Genomic DNA, 23,048 nt, shown 5'->3' with positions numbered 1-23,048 from the left:
TAGTTAGTTTGTCTGAACCGGAATTTTAAACAATTATTCGAATTTCACTAATTTTAGCTACATGCTAAACTAATTCAGGTAAATTATTGGATAATTCAAGGCTAAACGAAATTAACAAATCAATCATCATCCTGTTCTTTTTTAGGTTCTAAAATTACGAAGGCGCTCCTTTTTGGCGCGGGCATGACAGAAGCCTCACCTTTTACGTACTTCCAAACCACTTCATTCAAATCAATATCCGGCGCGGCATCTTCTTTTGCAAAATTAAACAACTCCGACCGGCGGCTACTTTCGTTTACGGCTACGTTGCGTTGCTCCAGATCAACTTGTGCTGCTTTGGCGGTGTATGGGGTAAGATCGGGTGTGCTGGTAAAGCAATCGTACAATGGCATGGCCGCTGCATCATACTGGCTCATTGGCGGCAGGCCTAATATCAACTCCATAGTACGTAAAACGCCAGATGTTGAGTACATGCCATGTATTACCGCGTTGCGTTTTACATATGGCCCGGCCACAAATACCGGCGAGCGGTGCGCATCCACATGGTCGGGGCCGTTTTGTGCATCATCCTCCAAAATAAAAACAACCGATTCTTTCCAGATAGAACTATGTGATAAATGCTCTATGAATTGGCCGATAGCCTGATCGTTGTCCCCTACCGCCGCGATAGGTGAAATCGCGCCTTTACGCTGCCCGCTGGTATGATCGTTAGAGATGCGGACGGTATTGAAATGAGGCACCGCGTTGATGGTTAACAGCGAATCAAAATCATGCGCCCAGATCTCGGTACGTTTAACATCTTTCACATTCAGGTCAAAGCCGGGAGAGGCGGCGCAAAAATGTCCTTCTAACGATTTCAGGTTCGCTTTGCCAGGGTTACCATCGCTCACAAATTCGCCATAGGTACGGTAGCTAACACCCGCCCTTTTACAATAATCCCAAATAAAACCATCACGTGGATAGGCAGCCTTGCGGGTACCTTCAAAATCATAATTACCTCCGCGGCCGCCATAGCTTGTAGGCCATGTTTTCTCCACAAAATCGGTAGCGTAGGCAGCCATGCTCCAGTTGTGGCCGTCGGCGCTTACCTCGGCATCAACATAAAAATTATCTAATAAAACAAACTCGTTGGCTATGGCGTGGTGGTTTGGCGTTACCTTGTTGCCGAAGATACAAAGTGAAGTATCGCCGTTACCTTGCGGCATATCGCCCAAAACCTGGTCGTAAGTGCGGTTTTCTTTAATAATGTAGAAAACGTATTTGATGGGCGATTTTTCGCCAACCCGGCGTGGGATGGGGTTGCCCTCTTCGCCTTTGGCTGTTTTTTCAATTTTATCAGTAAACGGCGTGTTGGCGTAAACCTGTTTGGTGAGTTTCTTTAGTTCGATATCGGTAGGTTTATCAATAAATGATAGCGTGCCTTTAAACAAGCCACCAATATATTGCTCGCGGCTATTTATCGCTCCTTGTTTATAACCGCTGTTATCCGTTTTCTTTACGGGCTGTGGCCCTTGGGGGTTAGCCATTGATGAGAAACCTTTGCCGTTAGCCACCAATATTTTATTACCCAGCATTTTTACATTAGTAGGGTACCAGCCTACAGGTATAAAACCTTTGCTTTTACTGCTGCCAGGAGTGGTTACGTCAAACACGGCCAGGCAATTGTTATCGGCATTGGCAATGTACAGGGTTTTGCCATCGGGCGATAAAGCCAGTCCGTTGGTTGTTGATCCGGTGAGATGGGTTGGGTAAAGTGCTGTTGATACGGTTTCTAAAATTTTATGCGTAGCCGTATTTATTACTGATACCGCGTTGTCATTTGCATCGGCCACGTATAGGTATTTGCCTTTTTTATCTACCAGCAACTCGTTGGGGTGGCTTGGGGTTTTAATGGTGCTGAGTGTTTGCGTAGCGATGTTGTAAAAGCCCAACATATCGCCTCCCCATAGTGAGATATACAGTGTTTTTTCATCGGGCGAGAGTGTACAGGCATAAGCCTCGGCCGGGAGTTTAACCCGGTTCATGATCTGTTTTTTATCAGGATCGATAATGTACAGGGTGCTATCCTCTTTAGTTACCGAGTACAGGCGGTTATTGCTTTTATTGGTTACCATCCCCGTAGGGCAAACCTTACTTTTGGGCCAGGCGTTAGGAGCTAATTTGATGGTATCCGGCGTGCCAAGTTTGTTATCGTTAATGTTGTAAATCAGGATCCAGTTATCGTTACCTCCCGATGCATAAAGTTTCTTCTCATCGCGGCTGAAAGCTAAGCCATACCACGATTTTTTGATCACCTGCTCATCCAGCAGTTTTTCATTTTTAGGGTCGATAAGTTGGATAGATTGAGTGCTTTGCCCGTTATTGGTAACAGCAAGCAACCTGCCCGATGAAGAAAGCTGCATATTAAGCGGAAGATCGCCAAGGGGCAGCGATCTGCCAGCCGGGCTCAGTTTCCAACCATTAGGTAATAATACCTGCCCGGTTTGTTCAATTTTGCCCGGCGTTTTTGTTTGCGCGAAGGATTGAAAAGTGATGCACAGCAAAGCCGCGCAGCCAGCCAATTTTAATTTCATAATCAAGCGATTTGAATCAAAATTACGAATCGTTTAACGAGTAGGTGTGAAGTTAACAGAAACTTAATGTACGGCTTAGGTGGTTCATTGCTTTGGCGCTACTCTCTGTCTTTATTCAACAGGCTATAAAAAAATAAAACCCCTGCTACGCGTGGCGTAACGAGGGGTTGACCAGTGTGGCGCATATCCGGTGAGTGGACTGCGCCGTTTGTAGGTTTATCTGCTCCTTATTATCAACGTGCTGCTGCTTAAGCCATCAGCCGTTGCGGTAAGCGTGATATTGCCGGCTTTTTCTTTAGCCTGCACAATAGCCAACGCTAATCCGTGGAATGCTTTTCGGTAATTAACTTTAAATGAATCGTGGTTTACAGGGTCCCCGTTATCAACGCCGGCTATGAAGCCTTCGCCGTTAATTTTAAAGTTAACTTTATTATCGGCATCTGGAACTATATTTCCGTCTTTATCTAAAATTTTTACGGTAACAAATGACAGGTCTTTGCCATCAGCTTTAATTGCTGAACGATCGGCAATTAACTCGATTTTGGCAGGTGCGCCAGCCGTGCGAATCTCGCGGGTTAAAACAACTTTACCATTTTTGCGTGATACGGCTTTCAATGTGCCCGGCTCAAATTTTAAACGCCACATTACGTGCAGATCATCGCCGGTTTTCTTTTTGATGCCTACCGATTTTCCGTTCAAATAAAGCTCAACTTCATCTGCATTATTGTAGTATGCCCAGATATCTATCATTTTGCCTGGTTCCCAGTTCCAATGTGGAAAAATGTGGAGTACATCCTTTTTAGTCCACTCGCTTTGGTACATGTAGTAAACATCTTTAGGGAAGCCCGCCAGATCAATAATACCAAAGTATGAGCTGCGCGACGGCCATGAGTATGGTGTAGGTTCGCCAAGGTAATCGAAGCCAGTCCAGATGTACATGCCCGATAGGAAATCATATTTTTTCATGATCTTCCAGGTCATCTCGTGAGTTGAACCCCATGGTGGTCTGGTATTGTCATAGGCCGATACGTTGTTGCCTTCCCTCACAAAAGGTTTATCCCAGCTGGTAGGCCAAACGCGAATGCTATCTGATGGCATTTCGTAATAGCCGCGTGTTTCCAAACCCGAAGTAGTTTCGGTAGCGATGAACTTTTTGCCGGGATAACGGTCATGGAATTTAGGATAGTCATATTCATGATAGTTATACCCGATCAGGTCGATAGCGCCCGATTTTACAATTTTGTTGGTAGTATCCGGACGATCATTGGCTGTAGTGATAGGGCGGGTTTTATCAAGGCTATGAACTATGCCTGCCAACTCTGGTGCTATGCGATAGGCCGAGGTATCACCCTGTTGTGGGATCTCGTTGCCTATACTCCAGATCATTACGCTTGGATGGTTACGGTCTCGTTTTATTTGATCTTCCAGATCGCGTTTGTGCCATTCTTTAAAAAACAGGTGGTAATCGTACGTGGCTTTTTTCCATTCCCAGCAATCAAAAGCCTCGTCCATTACAATGAAGCCCATTTTATCGCAAAGGTCAAGCAGCTCAGGAGCCGGTGGGTTATGCGAAGTACGGATACCGTTACAGCCCATTTCTTTAAGTATTTGTAACTGGCGCTCCAAAGCACGTGTGTTAACAGCCGCACCGAGGCTACCCAGATCGTGGTGATCGCAAACGCCTAAAATTTTCATGGCTTTGCCATTAAGGCTAAAGCCATTATCGGCATCAAAATAAAAATAGCGGATCCCAAACGGAGTGCTGTACTCGTCAAGTACCACTTTGTTTTTAACTACCTGCGTAACTGCTTTATACAGGTAAGGGTTATCAACACTCCATAAAGTTGGCTTATCGATAGCTATCTTGTTTGATAATTCAAGGTTTTTAGTTTTTGAGTCTGTTTGAGGTGGAACAGTACCGCCTGCAGCCACAAATTTGCCGTTAGCATCATATATAGTTGTTTTTATAGTGATGCCGGACAAATCGCCATCCGCAACTTTTACAGAGGCGTTAATATTTACATTGGCCGATGCTCCGCTTACTTCGGATGTGGTTACGTAGGTCCCCCACTCATCGATAGCAATTTTATTGGTAGTTTCCAACCAAACATGACGATAGATACCCGAACCCGAATACCAGCGAGAATTTGGCTGCACCGAGTTATCAACCTTAACCGCGATAGTATTTTTACCACCGAAGTTTAAGTAAGGGGTAAGATCGTATCTGAACGAGATATAACCATTAGGCCTGAAACCTAAGTGATGCCCGTTTACCCACACATCGCTTTTTTGATAAACACCATCAAAATCGATATAAACCAGCTTGCCTTTTGATGCCGCCGGAACAGTAAAAGTTTTACGGTACCAGCCAATGCCGCCGGGTAGTGCGCCGCCTTCGGGAGTAGCAGGGTTATCTTTTGAGAATTTGCCTTCAATACTCCAATCGTGCGGGAGGTTGAGCATGCGCCATTTGCTGTCATTAAGCGATGGCTTTTCGCCGCCCTCAACGGCACCAAGGTTAAAGTGCCAGTTCTTATCAAAATCAAGTTTTTGGCGCGGCTGCTGGGCAAAGGCCTGGCTGCCCGCCATGAGTGCCATCAGCAGTAAAGCCTTACCGCGGATGCTTGGAAATATCGACATAGTGTATTAATTGTGTTTTGTACACTAAATTAGGAAATATAGTTGGGAAGTACGCTTTAGAATATTTAATTATGTATGTGCTTATCACTCTTTATTGTTGTTTTTGCGCGGCTATAAACCACTGCAATAAAATAATTAATTTTATAGTTGATAATAGCTCATGCAAACATCCTAAAACCTGCAATCACATCTAATATGACAGTAACAAACAGCAGCAATTTTACCAAAGTTGGCTTATTAACATCACAAATTTTGTTGAGCATAATTTGTGTAGTGCACTTGTTAGTTACAGTTACTTATCTTTTTAATACCGTGTTATCTGTTTTTGTATTTCCCGGGTCAGTGTTAGTTGCCATCGGTTTGAATTTTTTGATGGCTGGAAGATTTGGAGTAGAAAAAAAAATATTGTGGCCGGCAACATTTCTAAGCCTTTTGGTATTAACAGGTTCATTGTTGGTGGCTGGGTTTTATTTTGATCTTTCGTGGGATGGCCAGTGGTATCAGCAGGCGGCGGTTTATAATCTTGCAGAAACCTGGAATCCATTATTCAAGCCAATGGAAACGCCCGATGGGATTAACCATACGTCGATTTTGCATTTTCCTAAAAATACGTGGTATTTCGCTGCGGCAGCTATGCGATTATTTAATACTGTTGAAGCAGGTAAAGCGTATAACCTGATGATTCTTGTTGTTGCATTTGGGGTAGTGTATTCCTTTTGCCGCAGTTTGGGCATTTCTGCGCTGCGTTCCGTGATTTTTACAATGCTGGTTTTGCTAAACCCTGTGGTTTGGAGTGAAATAACCACTTACCTTAACGATGGCGACCTTTATTTACTCCTGGTTATTTACCTGTCCGCAATTTTATCCTGGATCCGCGACCCAAAACGTGTTTATACATTATTATCTACAATGGCCATCTGTTGCCTGGTCAATGTTAAATTCACCGGATTGGTTTTTATTTTGATCATATCATTTTTCATTTTTTGCTACATCCTTATTCGAAAACGAAATTTGATCAAATCGTTTTTAATATCTCATCTTATAGCCGGTACAATAGCATTATGCATATTTGGTTTTAACCCTTATGTAACCAATTTCATCAACCGTGGTAATCCCTTATATCCGTTAATGGGTTCCAAACAATTTCCGGGTGTTTTAGATAAAGGCATTGATGATAACGAAGCATACGAAACACCTAAAAATATGATGGGAAAAAGTTTACCTGTCCGGTTATTATATGCCAACTTTGGTTATCCCGGCAATGCACCTTACAATGGCGAGGATACTGCACGATTAACCAATCCGTTTTTAATTGACCCTAAATCATGGAGCGCCTACCATTTTCACGAAACAAGAGTGAGCGGGTTCGGGCCATATTTTGGTATTCTTTTAATGTTGGCTTTCATTACACTTCCGGTACTTTTAATTACCTTAAAAACATCTCGATTACCTGTTGCCATATTTTTTATCTCGCTTTGCAGTTGTCTGTTGCTCAGTAAACACTTTTGGTGGCCCCGCTTTTTTCCGATGCTTTGGCTGGTTCCTTTACTGCCTTTATTGTTGCTGTGGATAGATCGGGACAGGTTTATAATTAGCAGTGGCAAACTGCGTGTGTTTATAAATAATTTTGCCTGGGTGTTTGTAGTGGTTATCGGCATTAACGGATTTATTGTAGCTGTAGTCCACCTCAAGTGGGAAACAACTTCTTCCATTAACTTAAGAAACGAACTGCAAAATATACATGATACTCAAAGGTCAATAGCGATAGATTACGGCTATTTTAAGCGTGCCACGGAAGAAAAGTTGGATCGCTGGAATATTCAATATGAACCCATTTTACTTGAGAAAGATACTACGGCCAAAAAACTGACAAGTGTGGTTAATGGTTATCCCAATCAAATTTTATACAAATTTAAATAGGTAGTAGTTATTTAAAGGATATACTGCTACAACGTATATAGAATCATGGCAGGTAGATTATCCCGTTTTAAAACACAACCACCGCATCACTATCCGGATTATCCAGCTTAGTACTCTTCCGCTCGCCTCCTACCGTAATATGCATCATATTGATCTGCTCCGGATGTTCGGTGTATAACAGATCATCATGCACTTCAAACTTTTTAGGTTTGCCGGTAATGCCCTTCACCTCAAAATAACTCCAGGCAGCATCTTCCTGTACTTCGTAGCCTATAAAGGTTAAAACCACCGGTTTTCCATCTGCTTTAATAGTGAGGTGTTTTTTAATATAATCGTTAATCAACTGGCCAACCTTGGCTTTATCTTTTGGGTGAACAATGTCAATTTGGGTGTGGTATTGCTTTTCGATGGTGTGCTCCAGGTCATCATAAAAAATGCGGCAGCTTACTTCAAGGCTTTGATTTTTGGCGTTGTGGTTGATCTCGGTAACGCTTACATAAAAAGGGTGAAAGATGCTGAGCCAGCTAATGAGGAGTAATTGCAACATAATTGCGTTGGATAATTGTATTATCTACAAAAAACGCTATTTTTATTCGCAATCGCTAATTTAACTGATGACTGACTTTTCATTGTACTTCCAGCTGGGCTGGCAGCACATTTGCAATTGGGAAGGGTACGACCATATTTTGTTCGTCACCGTTCTGTGCGGCACGTATTTACTTGCCGACTGGCGCAAGGTGCTCATTCTTGTTACGGCCTTCACCATAGGGCATTCCATAACTCTGGCTTTAAGCGTTTTAAATATCGTACACATCAATACTTCGGTCATCGAGTTCCTGATCCCGGTTACTATTGTGTTTACCAGTTTGGTGAACATCCTCAATAAAAAACGTACCAACACCACCATGCGGCTTAACTATAGCCTGGCTTTATTTTTTGGGTTGATACATGGCATGGGCTTTTCAAACTACCTGAAAAGTTTGCTGGGCACCAGTACTAACATAGCCGCGCAACTGCTTGCTTTTAACATTGGGCTGGAGTTTGGGCAGGTGTTGATTGTAATATCCGCGTTACTTATATCTTATTTACTCATCCGGTTTAGCCGGATGGCCCAGCGCGATTGGACAATGTTCCTGTCATCGGCTATATTTGGAATTGCTTTTATAATGTGTATTGAAAGGTTTGTATTAATAAAATTCAGATGAATAAATTTTACCCAGCTTTGCTTTCGTGCTGTATCATGGCCTCATCGGCCTGGGCGCAGTACAATAACAACCCAGGCTCCAACCACGGTAATAAGTTTGAGCAATTAGGCACCATGGTGTCAACCCCTAATGAATATCGTACGGCATCGGGCGCCCCCGGGCCGAAGTACTGGCAGCAAAAGGCCGATTACGATATCAGCGCCACGCTTGATGATAACAAGCAGCGTTTGGATGGTGTTGAAACCATTACCTATACCAATAACTCGCCCGATCCGCTTACTTACCTGTGGCTTCAGCTGGATGAGAACGAGCATAAAAAAGATGCCGAAAGCGCCAAGTTTGACGAAAGCAAAATGCAAAGCAAAATGAGCATCCGCCAGATTCAGGCTATTATGGGCCATGATCTGGATCTGGGTAACCATATTGTAAGCGTAAAAGATGGCGCGGGCAATAACTTAACCTATACCATTAACCAAACCATGATGCGCATTGAGTTGCCAACAACACTGGCACCCGGCGCTAAGTTTAAATTCAAAGTAAACTGGTGGTATAATATTTCCGATCGTTTAACCATTGGCGGTCGTGGCGGTTACGAATATTTTCCGGAGGATGATAACTACCTGTACACCATGACGCAGTGGTATCCAAGGATGGCTGTTTACAGCGATTTTCAGGGATGGCAAAACAAGCAGTTTATTGGTCGCGGCGAGTTTGCCCTAACCTTTGGCGATTATAAAGTAAGCATGAACGTACCTGCCGACCACGTTGTAGGCGGTACCGGCCAATGCTCAAACTACGCGCAAACCCTTACCCCGGCACAGCTTAAACGCTGGACTGCCGCACAATCGGCCTCGCAACCTACCGAGGTTGTAACGCTTGATGAGGTTAAAAACGCCATGAAAAAACATGCCACAGCCCGCAAAACCTGGACATTCCATGCCGAAAACGTGCGCGATTTTGCCTGGGTATCATCTCGCCGTATAGTTTGGGATGCGATGAGTACCCAGATTGACGGTGGTAAAAAAGTAATGGCGATGTCGTACTATGGTCCGGAGGCTTATCCGCTTTACCGTAAGTATTCAACTAAAGTTGTTGCGCATACGCTTAAAACTTATTCAAAGCATACATTCCCTTATCCTTACCCGGTAGCTATTTCGGTTGAGGCATCAAACGGAATGGAATACCCGATGATCTGCTTTAACTATGGCCGTACCGAAAAGGATGGCACTTACACCGAGGCCACCAAAAACGGCATGATCGGTGTAATTATCCACGAGGTTGGTCACAACTTTTTCCCGATGATCGTAAACTCGGATGAGCGCCAGTGGACCTGGATGGACGAAGGCCTGAACACCTTTTGCCAGTACATGGCCGAGCAGGAGTGGGACCCTCGTTTCCCATCGCAACGCGGTCCGGCATATAAAATAGTTGATTACATGAAAATGCCGAAGGATATGCTGGAGCCGATCATGACCAACTCTGAAAACATTGTAATGTTTGGCCCCAATGCTTACGCTAAACCGGCTACAGCGCTTAACGTATTGCGCGAAACCGTAATGGGCCGTGAACTGTTTGATTACGCCTTTAAAACCTACGCGCACCGCTGGGCCTTTAAACACCCAACCCCCGCCGACTTTTTCCGCACCATGGAAGATGCCTCGGCTGTTGATTTGGATTGGTTTTGGAGAGGATGGTTTTACGGAACTGATCCGGTTGATGTATCTATCGATAGCGTAAAATACTACCGCCTGAACACCAAGAACCCAGCATTGGAAGCTGATGCCGACCGTGCCCAGTTTGACCGCAACCTCGAAAACATCAGCACCACCCGCAACAAGGAAGCCGGTACGCGCTTTACAGTTGAGGCAGATACTTCACTACAGGATTTTTACAGCAAATGGGACCGCTTTGCAGCCACTCCGGCAACCACCCAAAGCTACCAGGCCATGTACAATGCCCTAAGCCCTGCCGAAAAGAAACTATACGATAGCAAAAATTACTTTTACGAAATAAGCTTCACCAACAAAGGCGGCCTGGTAACCCCACTGCTTATAGAGTGGACTTATGCAGATGGCACCAAAGAAGTAGAAAAAATTTCGGCCTACATCTGGCGTAAAAACGAGAATAAAATAACCAAGGTATTCGCAAAAAGCAAAGAGGTAAAAGGAATCAAACTCGACCCATACCGCGAAACCGCCGATATTGACGAAAGCAACAACAGCTGGCCAAGGGAATATGCCCCATCAAGGTTTGAACTGTTTAAACAGCAAACCTTGCCGAGAGGCGCGACATCGGGAGCTAATCCGATGCAGGATGCAAGGAAAGGCGGACAGTAAAATTTATGAGAACAGCCTCTCAATCGAAGATTGGGAGGCTGTTTTGTTTCTTTAAAAAGGCACCAAACCTTATATATATATTAGTTTTTGAGATGATTTTTTCGCTGGCTAAAATTATCTTTGGGCCGTATGAAAAAACTATTCCTTATCCTATTTGCCGGCCTTTGTTTATCGGCCCAGGCACAAACACAACTTGACGTTGGAGATTACTATTCAGCATCGCGCATAGTGGAAATTCGTGATTATATAACAACGTTTACGCCCAAAGACTATAAATTTTACAGTTATGGAGGCCCTAATATAACAGATAGTAGTATTGTGGGGAAGGAATACAGTTTTAGGCTAACGAATTTTAAATCGTATGACGAAAAAGTTGATGTTGATATTGAACGGCCTGATTATGATCATACTATCACGAAAATTACAATTATGGGCCCAATAGTTTTGATTGATTCAATATTTAATTCAACATTCAAACGAGACAAAAACTTGAAGATAAAAAAAGATTTGGGGACAAACATCTCTGAGATCCATCAAGCTGTTTTCATGTTGGGAACATCAAATGAATATTACGATGAATACGTTACGCTTTTTAAAGCAGAGCCTGGTCGTAAACGTTTAGAAATAGAAGCTGTTAGGGCTGTAAAACCAACAGTGAAAGCCGTGTGGACAAAAGCCGATGAAGAACTATATGGTAGCCAGGCCGAAAAAGTACATCAGGATATGATAGAAAGGCAAGCAGGATATTCTTTGGTGCGGATTATTGGCTTTAAAGAATATTATACTAACGAGATCTCATCCTATCTACAGCAGAACGGCTATAGGTTAGAAGACTCGCCTGATAGAAAAGGATCTTTTAATTATGTTTTTTCGCCCTCATATATTGGCACGCAAAAAGCACCCAAATTGCGAATGAGTTTCATGGTTAACCAAAGCCATCGGGTTACATCAGGAACTATTACAGGTAGTTTGTTTGATTTAGCAAGTCTATTTTTATATTACTGGCCCCAAAGCGCCGAATGGCGGACCCGGGCGCAGTTAAAGCGCGGCGTTGTAGCTCAAAAACACAATTTTGGTGATCTGATTACATTTGGCTGGAATGGTGTTACCCCAGTTATTAGAATTACCAAAGATCCAAATATCAGCATGCCGGTACCTCCATTAAAAAATTAGATCGATAGTCGACCTAATTAGCCACCTGTAATGTTTCTGCTTACTGTTTACAGTGTTGGAATCATAACAATATTGCTTGAACTAATGTAACGTTGCTTAAGTTTCAGAGGTGCCACCGGTTAAGCAAGCAAAGACGGGCAGTAAGACTTATTTTATTATAAACAGCCTTTCAATCAAAGATCGGGAGGCTGTTTATTTTTATTTAAAACGTAATCGCGAGGCGCGAAGCAATTATGAACTATACAAACACAACCAGGTTCCGTGCAGTTGCTTCGTGCCATTGATGGATGTAGTGGGTTTATCAATCTTAGGCTAAATAGAGCTTTATTCTGATCTCCCATACTATTTTTATAAATGCCCCGTTCTTACTGGCAATGAAAGCAATTTCCTTTTTCATGCTAATATTAATGCTGCTTGTTTCCACAATGCCTGGAAAGGCTGAGCAGGCTATGAGCATGAAAAATTGTTGCCATAAAATGGTTAATATGCCGCAAAAACATCAAGGTGCTACAAAAGGATGTGATGGAGGTATGTGTGCAACCGTGTTATCATGCAATAATTGCTGTTTTTTAAAAACAGAACCAGTTAAGGTAGAAGGGCTTGCTATCCACGTTGATAGCAAAACGATCTCGCCGTATTCAATAGGCAATTTATCCGGTTATGCCAACTCCTGCTGGAACCCGCCGAAAGTTTAAATGAAAAGAACATCTGCCTATCTCCAATAGCGTATCTTTTTATTTAAACATTCAATTTGAAAAATCATGAAAAAGTTTCTTTTCATCACCGTAGTGATGCTGTTTACTGCGTTTAATATTTCGTTTGCTAATACCCCTTGCTGCAATAGCAAAATGAACCATTGCACTAAATGTGCAAAATCATGCACCAAACCAACCTGTTTGGATAATTGCAGCAAAAGCTGCAAGGCCAGCGGCGATTGCAATAAAACGTGCAGTAAGTAAATGAAAACAGCCCCGAAAAAAATCGGGGCTGTTTTGTTATAAGCATAGTCCACCCGTCATTGAGGTGCGAAGCAATCGCGAACTATACAAGGCGGATCTGCCTCCCTGCAATTGCCTCGTTCCTACCCATAACAAGTTTAAAATGGGTGTCATGCTGAGCCTGTCGAAGCATGGTGGGCAGGGCCTCTGCGCGCGACTCTTCGACAAGCTCAGAGTGACAGGCCCGCCCGCAAATGTCATATATCCTTCAGATGCCTCGGCTTTTACTTACTCGCAATGACATGAGGTATTGACAAACATTCTTCTTAATGTACCCTATCAGTTTTATAAATCCCCAACGGCCCATCAATAACATCAGCAATCTGCTGACTGAATAATTGAAAATGCTCCTGCTTAACATGCTGGTCAAGGCCTTCCTGGCTGGCCCATGTTTCGTGGAAGATGAACTGGGTTTCGTCGGTTGTTGATTGGTATAGCTCGTATTGCAGGCAGGCTTCTTCCTGGCGCGATGCTGCTACCAGTTTATCCAGAAACCCACGCATTTGGGCGGTTGTGCCGGGCTTACACTTCACTAAGGCTGTTAAGTAAATTTTCATGGCTTGGGTTGTTCTGGGTGAATAGTTTGTTTAAATGTTCCTGGTAGCGTTGCAGATTTTCGTCAATATTGGCGTTTTTCATTACATCGTAGAAATGGATGCTTTCCAGCGGTTGCATGCCGGTGAAGGCATTCATACGGTGAAAACCGAACATCGGGCCTTCGTCAACACTGTGCTCGTTAAAAAACTCGCCGGGTAGCGTGAAAGCTGTAATAGGCGCGTTCCATGATGTGGTGAGCATGTAATTTTTACCATGCATCAAACCACCGGTACCGTAGTTAATACCAGGATTTTCGGCTGTGCGACCGTCACTGCGGTAAATGCCGTTTTGATAGCCGGCGGTAAATACCTCGTCGATGTATTTTTTCAGCGCATGCGGTACCTGGAACCACCAAACCGGTGTGTGGTAAATAACGATATCAGCCCATTTATAGTTTTCCGCTTCCTGTTGCGGATCGTAATCGTTATTTACATCTGTTGATCGTACTTCAAAATCAGGGTGTTCGGTAAAATATTGTACGGTAGTATCAAGCAAAGTTTTGTTAAACTTTCCACCCGAATGGCCAAAAACCTGGCCTCCGTTTATTACAAATATATTCTTCATTTATTTTCGTGTTTTAATTTTCATCAAAACTACGGCAGTATAAACTATAATTAAAATAGTATAATTTATACATTTGTATCATAATTATAATAGATTAAACCATGGTAAATTTTGAATGGTTCCGCACGTTTAAAGCGATCTATGAAACCGGATCATTAACCGGCGCTGCCGAGGCCCTGTTTATCTCCCAACCGGGAGTAAGCCTTCACCTGAGTTCGCTGGAAAGTTACGTGGGCTATAAATTGTTTGATCGTACTTCGCGCAAAATGGTATCAACCGAGCGGGGAAAGATCCTTTACAACTATATACAGGAATCGATCAGCACCCTGGAAGAGGCCGAGCGCCATTTTCATAAAAGCACCGAAAAGGATGTGCCTACCATTAGCATCGGCATGTGTTTTGAAACGTTCCAGTTCACGCTCGAATCCTACCTGCCCACGTTACCCTTTAACGTGATCATTAAATTTGGCGAATATCCCGAAATGCTGGCCGATCTGGATAGCGGCATCCTCGATCTGATTGTAACCCCACATAAAGGCGATTACAAAGGCCTTGAATACAAACCCTTTTTTAAAGAGCGGATTGTAGTGCTGGCCGGTGCTCAAACCCCAACCGAAGAGTTCAATGAGCTACTAAAAACCAAAGACCTTAACCAGATCCAAACCTGGCTTAAGGCCCAAACCTGGTACGGCTCATCGGGCGATATGGAACACCTGCGCCGCTTTTGGCATATTAACTTCGGTAAGCGACCCGATTTTAAGCCCAACTTTATTGTACCTAATATGGGATCGATCATCCGCTGCTTAAGCGATGGTAAAGGCATCGCGGTGATCCCCGATTTCCTGTCGAAGAAAGAGCGGGATAATGGGAATATCAAATTACTTTGGGAAGGGTATAATAAAATAGAGAATACGCTATACTTCGGTACCCGCAAAAAATCCATTTATGCAGAACAGGTGGCTATAGTGCAGGAGATTTTCGAGCGGGAAATGGTGGGCGAAGTACTGGCTTAAGTAAACCAAGCATCATCAAGTTGAGGAAATCCCCATAGGGGAAGCCTTGCAAATTTCTCAACTTAATCGACAGCAAGGCTCATAAATGCAAAAAGCCTCAAGCAGGGTGCTTAAGGCTTTTTAGCTAAATATTTGATTTACTTATTTTTTAGTAGAATCTGTTTTTGGGGCAGTACCCGCAGCTGGAAGCGTTGGAGCAGTAACCGGAGCAATAGCACCTGGCTTGGTTGCTTTTTCAATTTTATCGCGTAAACCTGAGTTATCGCCGCTGGTTGATGAAGCACCTTTTACAGATACGTTGATGGCAAGGGTTAACACCATTAAGCCAATAGCCAATACCCAGGTACCTTTTTCAAGGAAGTCGCCTGTTTTTTGCACACCCATTAACTGTGATGAGCTTGAAAAATTTGATGCCAAACCACCGCCTTTAGGGTTTTGGATAAGTACGATAAGCCCTAACAAGGCGCATACAAGTACGGTAACAATGATTAAAACGATATACATTTCTTTATATTAGTTTGCTTTTTTTTCTAACTGTTCAATTTGGCTTGCAAAGTAACGGCTTTTATCCGGGAATTTCAACATTAATTTTTTGTAAGTTGCAATAGCCTTGTGATATAACATTTGCTCGGTGTAAATATGGGCAAGGGTTTCACTTACCAGCTCATTCCTATCTTCCGAACTTTTCTTCGCTTTATTCTCGTTATCTATTTTATTAGGCGATGGCGGCCTGATCTGTGGCTCTTCTTTAATAAATTTTTCGATAATGATATCTTCCTTGCTTTTCACCTCTGGTCCATCCGGTTGAGGCGTTTTTTCCAATTCCTCGAGGGATTGGGCATGGAAAATATTTTCATAGTACTGGTGCTGAAGCGCATCGGCAGTTCGCTGTACAACGGGTTGTTCTGGTGTACTCTTAGCTGCTACAGTTTCAATATTATATGGCTGATAGGTTGCAGCATATTCTTTACGGGTTTTATCCAGCCACCACATAAAGGTGTAAGGCATTTTTTCGTCGTTATATTTCGATATAACTTCGGGTGCCTCTTCCTTAATTGCAGGGGCCTCTTCCTTTGCCTGTGGCACTTCCGGTGCAGGTGCAGGCTCAACCGCCTTGTTTTCAGTACGGGTATCCGCTACTGATTTATCAAACATAAAATAATCGGCAGATGCTATATTGCCAATTATCAGTTTTTCGGTTTCGTCGTTAGCCTGTTGTTTTGCTTCGTTTGGCTGAACCTCGGTTTCAGCGCTTACTTCGGCTACATCTGGTTGCGGTATGTTGATGTTCTCAATACCTACAATCTCATCATAAACCTCATCCTCAATATCATCTACAGGGATTTCAACTTTTGCTTCAACAGGCTGAGTTGTACTTTCTGCAGCTTCATTTACCGGCTCAACAGGCAAAGCTGGAGGAGTGTCAACTACAGGCTCAGGTATTGGAGGTAACTCATCCGCAGAAACACTGAAGCTGTTCACTACAGGAGCAGTATCCTCTGGATTACTTTCCGAGATTTGTGCATCAGGCGTGGCAGCCACACTTTCAGTATGTTGAGTTTCTGTAACCGTACCACTGTTAAAATAATTTTCGGCCGGGGTAAACCTGCCTATCGATGGCTTGCTATCAATAAGGTTGATGATCTGAGCAGGCGATACCTGAGCAAGGGCTTCGGGATCATTGATCAGTTTATGTAACAATTGCGGGTTATAATACACCGCAGCATGTTTAATATCATCATTAGTACCGGCATGTGCCAGCAATGCCCTCAGAATCCCACTCTGCGGATAGCTACTAACCAGCTGCTGCAGGTTATACCCATGAAAGGTGCCTGCATCGGCCGGATTGGCCAATAGCTCGTCTAATATTTCGTATTGTTTATTATTCAAATATTGATCCACGTGGTTGAAAATACAAATTGCTTACCAATTAGAAAAGGCCTTGTTAAAAATATCGTCAATCAGCTGCTTATTAATTTGCTGAATAAGCGCCTGCTCCTGCGATCCGATATCACCTTTATAATCGGCATACTTAGTAAAACTTTCCTCAAAGCTAATTTTTTTATCGGCAGGAGTCTTAGCTGCGTCAAAAGAAAATTTAACCCTTACAGTTATAGATAGTCTGTTGGCATCGGCAATTGGGGCAACGTTATTAGCTGTGGCCTGGATAGAAACCGGCGCGATGGCATACCCAGTGATAGCGCCCGACATGGTAGCATCAGCCTCGCCCCTAACCAAACTTAGGCGGGTTTGGGTACGGATCCTGTCTTTCAGCGCTTCGGTAAATGTTTGGCTTAAGTTATTTACTACCAGCGCGGCGTTGTTTTCAAAAAACTGGATATTCACAGTTTTCATATCAGCGGGGATAGATTCATTTTTTAGCGTGTAGCATGATGAGCAAAACAACATCAAAGCAAACGCCATAGTGATCCCCAAAAATCGTTTCATCAATTTTTATAAGTTTAGTTCTTTTATCTTTCTGTATAAAGTACGCTCGGAGATCCCCAATTCGTGGGCAGCCAGTTTACGTTTGCCTTTGTGCTTTTTTAAAGCTTTACGTATCAGGTCTGATTCCTTTTCAATTAACGATAACGATTCTTCTACTTCTTCGGCATCGTGCGTAATGTTAAACCCGTCGATGGTATTGTTGTTATTACTAACATTATTATTAACCGTATTAACGGGTTGTTGCAAAGTAAATTGTGGTTCGGTATTGCCATTCAGCTCAATATCGCGATAAAGCTGGTTAAGCGTTTGCGAATTATTGGCATAATGCTGCGAAACGCCCCCATGCTCAATAATATCGGCCACCAGTTTTTTCAGTTCAACCATATCGCGCTTCATATCAAACAGCACTTTATACAGGATATCCCGTTCCGAAAAATCTTCTTTAGGTTGATTATCCAAACGCATAGGCAGGTTACGCCCTCCCACTTCGTGTGGAATGTAAGTAAGCAACGTTTGGGCGGTAATGATGCGATCACGCTCCAGCACGGCCAATTGCTCGGCCATATTTTTAAGCTGCCTTACGTTACCCGGCCAGGAGTAATTAGTTAATACCTGCTGCGCATCATCATCCAGCTGGATTGGCGGCGTGCGGTACTTATCAGTAAAATCGGCTGTAAACTTGCGGAAAAGGAGGAATACATCTTCCTTCCTATCGCGCAAAGGTGGTATTTTAAGCGGAACGGTATTTAAACGGTAGTATAAATCCTCGCGGAACTTTCCATTTTTAACAGCTTCGTACACATCAACGTTAGTAGCGGCTATAACACGGACATTGGTTTTCTCTACTTTAGATGAACCTACTTTAATATACTGACCCGATTCAAGTACGCGCAAAAGCCTGGCTTGGGTTCCCAGCGGCATTTCTGCGATCTCATCCAAAAATATGGTACCGCCGTTTACGGTTTCAAAGTAACCTTTACGCTCACCCACGGCACCGGTATAAGCACCTTTTTCGTGACCGAATAATTCCGAATCGATAGTCCCTTCAGGTATCGCACCGCAGTTAACGGCAATAAATGGCCCATGTTTACGCGGGCTCATCTGGTGAATGATCTGCGAAAACACCTCCTTACCACTACCGCTCTCCCCGGTAATTAATACCGAAATATCAGTAGGCGCAACCTGGTTTGCTATAGTTATAGCCCGGTTAAGCAACGGCGAATTGCCGATGATACCAAAGCGTTGTTTTATTTCTTGTACTTCCATTGTGTTAGATTCAAGAAGTCAAGAGTCAGGAATCAAGATTTAAGGAAGATAACTTTCCTTTTAAATATTATTCCTAAATACGTCTTGTCTTTTATATAAGTGATGCTTTTATTCATCATCGGAGTTCAAAATGTATTCTCTAAAAGAAAATATCATTTTCTGAACTTCAACAACGAGTTCCAAACACTCTTTCAACTTTTCTTTAGAGCCGTAGCCCCTTCGTTCACATATTAATAATTGGGTCTCCACTTCAAACGATGAAGTAAGAGACGTTGTCAAGAACTCGGCAAAATGTGCCTTCGTTCTCTTTCCTGATCCCTCGGCGATATTGGATGGAACAGAACAAGAGCATCTGTTCAACTGGTCTATCAGGTTATATCGCTCTTCAATTGGTAAAGCTTTGCAATAATCATAGGTTAAGTCGGTAAGATCCATAGATTTCTGCCAAATCTTCAAGCTCTTAAAATTATGCCGCTTCATCATTGAATCTTGTATATATACCTTTTCTTGACTCCTAATCTTTACGTCTCGCTTCTATTTTTCCTTTCTTGATTCCTGATTCTTGACTTCTTGCCTCTATACTACTTTACCTATTAATGTTGCCGTTGTGCTACGCTCAACAAGTACATTAACATACTCGCCTGGCTTATAACCTTCGCCTACCGGGAAGATCACCATGGCATTCTGATCACTTCGGCCTGCATAATCCTTGTCCGATTTTTTTGAGAAGCCTTCTATCAACACCCTTTCCACTTTACCAATTCTCGATTGCATCCTGTAAAAAGAATACTCTTGTTGTTTGGCTACTATTTCGGTAAGGCGTTTTTGTTTTACATCTTCCGGAATATCATCGGCATAGCGTTTGGCGGCTAATGTGCCTGGTCTTTCGCTGTACTTGAACATGTAGGCAAAATCGTACTTCACGTAATCCATCATGCTTACAGTATCCTTATGCTCCTCCTCTGTTTCGCTGCAGAAGCCGGTGATCACATCGGTTGAGATAGCGCAATCGGGGATAATTCGGCGGATGGCATCAATACGGTTTATGTACCATTCACGATCATAAGTACGGTTCATCAGTTCCAGTACGCGGCTGTTGCCCGATTGTACCGGCAGGTGGATGTAATTACAAATGTTATCGTATTTATTGATGGTGTAAAGCACATCATCGGTAATATCTTTTGGATGCGAGGTTGAGAACCTTACACGCAGATCAGGGTTGATCAAGGCAACCAATTCCAACAGATCAGCAAAGTTAGTGGTGATCTTGTTATCATCTTCGCCTGTTGAGTATTTGTATGAATCAACGTTTTGACCTAACAAGGTAACCTCGCGGTATCCCCTGTCAAACAGGTCACGGCATTCGGCTTCTATCGATAGCGGATCGCGGCTACGCTCACGGCCACGGGTAAACGGCACTACGCAAAACGAGCACATGTTATCGCAACCACGCATAATGGATACGAAGGCGTTAATGCCATTGCTGTTTAAACGCACCGGACTGATATCGGCATAAGTTTCCTCGCGCGATAGCAACACGTTCACGGCTTTCTGCCCGCTATCAACCTGATCTATCAAATTAGGCAGATCGCGGTACGCATCCGGACCAACAACTACGTCTACTAATTTTTCTTCTTCCAGGAATTTGGATTTCAAGCGCTCGGCCATACAGCCTAATACGCCTACCACCAACCCCGGATTTTTTACTTTGGTTACGGTAAACTCCTTAAGGCGGTTACGAACGCGTTGCTCTGCGTTTTCGCGGATTGAGCAGGTATTGATAAAAATAACATCGGCCGATGTATGGTCGGTTGTGGTTTCGAAACCACTTTCGGCTAAAATAGAAGCAACTATCTCGCTGTCCGAAAAGTTCATCGCGCAACCATAGCTTTCAATATAAAGCTTGCGACCGTTATTTTTAGCTGTTTCGGCATTTAACATCAACGCCTCACCCTGCCTGCTCTCATCATGTGTTTTATCCGGAATAAGCAAATCCATCATCCTTGTATAAAAATTAGTTTGCAAAAATAAACAAAATTTAGTTAGATAGATGACATAATGGCAGTATTTATTAAAATGAATTTGAGGGTACAAAAGGGCGTATTTACTCGCCCCGGCATCGCTGCGCTTGCCACCCCTCTCTACGCTTCGCGTATAGAGGGGATAAGAAAAATAAAAAAGTTTTCAGACCCTCTTTGCGGCCTGCCGCAGAGAGGGTGGTCCAGCGAAGCGTAGACCGGGTGAGTAAACTCCGCTAAATGCAAATGCTCTCCTGAGATGAACCCTGCATGAACTTTTAACAAAAAACGAGGTGTTTAACATTATACAATAACAAAAGTTGCTAACTTGCTGTTAAACCTTAAGTAACAACAACCCGGGTACATGAAGCTAAACTTTTTAAAGCACAGCTGGCAAAAACGACTATTTAAATTTGTGCTGATACCGGTGGTGGTTATTTTAATATTGGCCATACCGGTAAACCGGTATTGGTCGCCCATATTGGCATCCAAGGTAAAAGATGTAGTGCTAAGCAGCAGCGATAGCCTTTATGTGGCCGATTTTTCGGATGCTGAACTACACATTTTACAAGGCAAGATCATCCTTTATAATATAACCCTAAAACCCGATACCGCGGTTTACAATAAAAAGAAACGCCTGCACCTCGCCCCCAATACCTTATTTGAGCTAAGCGTTAAAAGACTGGTCATCAATCACGCCCATCCATTTAGCCTGTATTTTCAAAAAAAGCTCAACATTGGGCAAATCATCCTTAATGAGCCTAAACTTAAAGTAACTTATCAGCTCAACCATACTAAAGATACCGTAGTTAAAGATCATCGAACGGCTTGGCAACGCATCTCCAAAAGTCTTAAATCGATCCACGTTGGTAGTATCTTACTTAATGATGTTAATCTTAACTATGAAGATTATTCGGGCAACAAGGTAGCCATCTCTAAACTAAAAGAACTTAGCTTAAGCGCAAACGATCTGCTTATCGACTCGGCTACGCAAACGGATAAATCGCGGCTGCTTTATTGTAAAGACATTGTAACCGAGCTAAACAACTATACCGGCGAAACACCAAGCGGGCTTTACAGTTATAAGATCAAGCACCTTAAACTATCTACCCTTACCTCACAATTAAACATTGAAGGACTGGCGCTGCAACCCGTTAAGCCCGGAGAGTTTTTCGGCAAAACCCAGAAAGACAGACTGGGGCTACTTGCCGACTCCGTTCAGTTGAACAATTTCGATTATCTCAATTATCATAAGTACCGAACCATCTCGGCGTCAAGCTTAAAAATGGCAGGCGGGAAGATCACCGCGTTCACTAATCCCGGCAAAAAGAAGGATACCATTACAGACCAGGTCAAATCGTTCCCCAACATGCAACTCCGTAAATTAAGCCTGGACCTGCGAATAGATACTGTAAACCTGCACCGCTTTGACGTAGTTTATAACGAGTTTAACGATAAATCGCAAAAAACCGGTACTGTTGAGTTTGATAACACCAGCGCCACCGTTTTAAACTTAACTAACAATCCATCGGCTGTTGCCAAAAACAATATTACTACCATCAACATTGTTTCTTATTTCATGAACCGTGGAAGGCTTGACGCCCAATTTAAATTTACTTTAAATGATGACAATGCCCCCTTCAGCTACAAAGGCAGTTTAGGGCCGATGGATCTTACCAAACTTAACCCGGCAACTATGCCGCTGGCTATGGTAAAAATGACATCGGGCAAGGTGAAAAAATTCAGCTTTGATATTGATGCCAACAGCAAGGTATTTAAGGGCAAGATAGATTTTTTATATAACGACCTTAAAGTTGTATTGCTGAAGCCCGATACTGCAAACGACAGGTTGAGACGAAAAACTATCATTTCTATTTTTGCCAATCTGTTTGTTATCAAACATAATAATCCGGATGATAAAGGAAAGCTGACTTCATCTTATGTTGTATTTAAACGCCCCAAAGATTTTGCTTTTTGGAAAACGGTTTGGAAAACCCTGCTCACTGGCATAAAACCATGTATAGGCCTTGATGAGAAAACCCAAAAGGCCACTAAAGACCGCATTGACGAGCATAATAAAAACAAAGCCGAACGATTAAAAAACAAAGCGGAAAGACAGAAACGGAAAGCGGAGAAGAAGAAGTTGATGGATGCGGGTAAATTTTAAAAGCAAATCCCCTTATGTCATTTCGACGAACTGCTGAGGCCGAGCGATGGCGTGAGGAGAAATCTTCTACGCCCTGCTAAGCGTCCTCGCATATCGGCTTTACGTGTCGCAGAAGATTTCTCTTTCGCCC

Annotated in this window: 19 protein-coding genes; 8 read left to right on the top strand and 11 right to left on the bottom strand. The window is 43.1% G+C overall.

Going from position 1 to position 23,048, the window contains the following annotated elements; genetic code table 11:
• Positions 1-119: 119 nt before the first annotated feature.
• Positions 120-2,573, bottom strand: coding sequence for an SMP-30/gluconolactonase/LRE family protein (locus AAFN85_RS24540; protein WP_347530403.1), 2,454 nt, complete (start codon positions 2,571-2,573; stop codon positions 120-122).
• Between the two features lie 216 nt (positions 2,574-2,789).
• On the bottom strand, positions 2,790-5,213 hold the full coding sequence (gene galB / locus AAFN85_RS24535) for a beta-galactosidase GalB (RefSeq protein ID WP_347530401.1): 2,424 nt from the start codon (positions 5,211-5,213) through the stop codon (positions 2,790-2,792).
• A gap of 372 nt (positions 5,214-5,585) precedes the next feature.
• On the opposite strand from galB, the gene AAFN85_RS24530 reads away from it, so the two are divergent.
• Complete coding sequence (locus tag AAFN85_RS24530) at positions 5,586-7,133, top strand: hypothetical protein (protein WP_347530399.1); 1,548 nt, start codon at positions 5,586-5,588, stop codon at positions 7,131-7,133.
• Between the two features lie 67 nt (positions 7,134-7,200).
• On the opposite strand, the gene AAFN85_RS24525 is transcribed toward AAFN85_RS24530, so the two are convergent.
• Entirely contained in the window at positions 7,201-7,680 is a 480-nt protein-coding gene (locus AAFN85_RS24525) for a DUF6702 family protein (protein ID WP_347530397.1), read from the bottom strand.
• Between the two features lie 67 nt (positions 7,681-7,747).
• Here AAFN85_RS24525 and AAFN85_RS24520 point away from each other — a divergent pair, with 67 nt between their 5' ends.
• From AAFN85_RS24520 to AAFN85_RS24500, 5 genes are all read left to right on the top strand, one after another.
• Positions 7,748-8,338 (top strand): HupE/UreJ family protein, encoded by a 591-nt coding sequence (locus AAFN85_RS24520; protein ID WP_347530396.1) that lies wholly within the window; start codon positions 7,748-7,750, stop codon positions 8,336-8,338.
• Positions 8,335-10,674 carry a M1 family metallopeptidase gene (locus AAFN85_RS24515; RefSeq protein ID WP_347530394.1) on the top strand — a complete coding sequence of 780 codons (2,340 nt, stop codon included), beginning with the start codon at positions 8,335-8,337 and terminating at the stop codon, positions 10,672-10,674. Before AAFN85_RS24520 ends, AAFN85_RS24515 begins: the two co-directional genes overlap by 4 nt.
• A gap of 129 nt (positions 10,675-10,803) precedes the next feature.
• The gene (locus AAFN85_RS24510) at positions 10,804-11,847 is read left to right on the top strand and encodes a hypothetical protein (protein ID WP_347530393.1); all 1,044 of its coding nucleotides are present in this window, start codon (positions 10,804-10,806) and stop codon (positions 11,845-11,847) included.
• 374 nt (positions 11,848-12,221) lie between these two features.
• Positions 12,222-12,542: a hypothetical protein gene (locus AAFN85_RS24505; RefSeq protein ID WP_347530392.1), complete on the top strand. Its 321-nt coding sequence runs from the start codon at positions 12,222-12,224 to the stop codon at positions 12,540-12,542.
• A gap of 66 nt (positions 12,543-12,608) precedes the next feature.
• The gene (locus tag AAFN85_RS24500; RefSeq protein ID WP_347530390.1) at positions 12,609-12,806 is read left to right on the top strand and encodes a hypothetical protein; all 198 of its coding nucleotides are present in this window, start codon (positions 12,609-12,611) and stop codon (positions 12,804-12,806) included.
• 305 nt (positions 12,807-13,111) lie between these two features.
• On the opposite strand, the gene AAFN85_RS24495 is transcribed toward AAFN85_RS24500, so the two are convergent.
• Together AAFN85_RS24495 and AAFN85_RS24490 are read right to left on the bottom strand one after the other, a co-directional pair.
• Positions 13,112-13,402, bottom strand: coding sequence for a putative quinol monooxygenase (locus tag AAFN85_RS24495; protein ID WP_347530388.1), 291 nt, complete (start codon positions 13,400-13,402; stop codon positions 13,112-13,114).
• The gene (locus AAFN85_RS24490; RefSeq protein WP_347530386.1) at positions 13,368-14,006 is read right to left on the bottom strand and encodes an NAD(P)H-dependent oxidoreductase; all 639 of its coding nucleotides are present in this window, start codon (positions 14,004-14,006) and stop codon (positions 13,368-13,370) included. The genes AAFN85_RS24495 and AAFN85_RS24490 overlap by 35 nt, the downstream gene beginning before the upstream one ends.
• Before the next feature lie 101 nt (positions 14,007-14,107).
• On the opposite strand from AAFN85_RS24490, the gene AAFN85_RS24485 reads away from it, so the two are divergent.
• A complete protein-coding gene (locus AAFN85_RS24485) occupies positions 14,108-15,019 on the top strand; it encodes a LysR family transcriptional regulator (RefSeq protein ID WP_347530384.1) in 912 nt (303 codons plus the stop codon).
• A gap of 141 nt (positions 15,020-15,160) precedes the next feature.
• Here the strand turns inward: AAFN85_RS24485 and secG are convergent, their stop codons facing one another.
• From secG to miaB, 6 genes are all read right to left on the bottom strand, one after another.
• Positions 15,161-15,523: a preprotein translocase subunit SecG gene (gene secG / locus AAFN85_RS24480; protein WP_347530382.1), complete on the bottom strand. Its 363-nt coding sequence runs from the start codon at positions 15,521-15,523 to the stop codon at positions 15,161-15,163.
• A gap of 9 nt (positions 15,524-15,532) precedes the next feature.
• A complete protein-coding gene (locus AAFN85_RS24475) occupies positions 15,533-16,909 on the bottom strand; it encodes a hypothetical protein (protein ID WP_347530381.1) in 1,377 nt (458 codons plus the stop codon).
• A gap of 33 nt (positions 16,910-16,942) precedes the next feature.
• Entirely contained in the window at positions 16,943-17,467 is a 525-nt protein-coding gene (locus tag AAFN85_RS24470) for an LptE family protein (RefSeq protein ID WP_347530379.1), read from the bottom strand.
• Positions 17,468-17,473: 6 nt separating this feature from the next.
• Positions 17,474-18,733: a sigma-54 dependent transcriptional regulator gene (locus tag AAFN85_RS24465; protein WP_347530378.1), complete on the bottom strand. Its 1,260-nt coding sequence runs from the start codon at positions 18,731-18,733 to the stop codon at positions 17,474-17,476.
• Between the two features lie 108 nt (positions 18,734-18,841).
• Positions 18,842-19,216, bottom strand: a complete 375-nt coding sequence (locus AAFN85_RS24460) for a four helix bundle protein (protein ID WP_347530377.1) — start codon at positions 19,214-19,216, stop codon at positions 18,842-18,844.
• Between the two features lie 93 nt (positions 19,217-19,309).
• A complete protein-coding gene (gene miaB, locus AAFN85_RS24455) occupies positions 19,310-20,734 on the bottom strand; it encodes a tRNA (N6-isopentenyl adenosine(37)-C2)-methylthiotransferase MiaB (protein WP_347530376.1) in 1,425 nt (474 codons plus the stop codon).
• 381 nt (positions 20,735-21,115) lie between these two features.
• Here miaB and AAFN85_RS24450 point away from each other — a divergent pair, with 381 nt between their 5' ends.
• The gene (locus AAFN85_RS24450) at positions 21,116-22,918 is read left to right on the top strand and encodes a hypothetical protein (protein ID WP_347530374.1); all 1,803 of its coding nucleotides are present in this window, start codon (positions 21,116-21,118) and stop codon (positions 22,916-22,918) included.
• Positions 22,919-23,048 lie beyond the last annotated feature (130 nt).

The organism is Mucilaginibacter sp. CAU 1740, from assembly GCF_039839285.1.
Taxonomy (GTDB): domain Bacteria; phylum Bacteroidota; class Bacteroidia; order Sphingobacteriales; family Sphingobacteriaceae; genus Mucilaginibacter.
The sequence above is the reverse complement of the archived record's forward strand: the minus strand, read 5'-3'. Positions and strand labels throughout refer to the sequence as shown.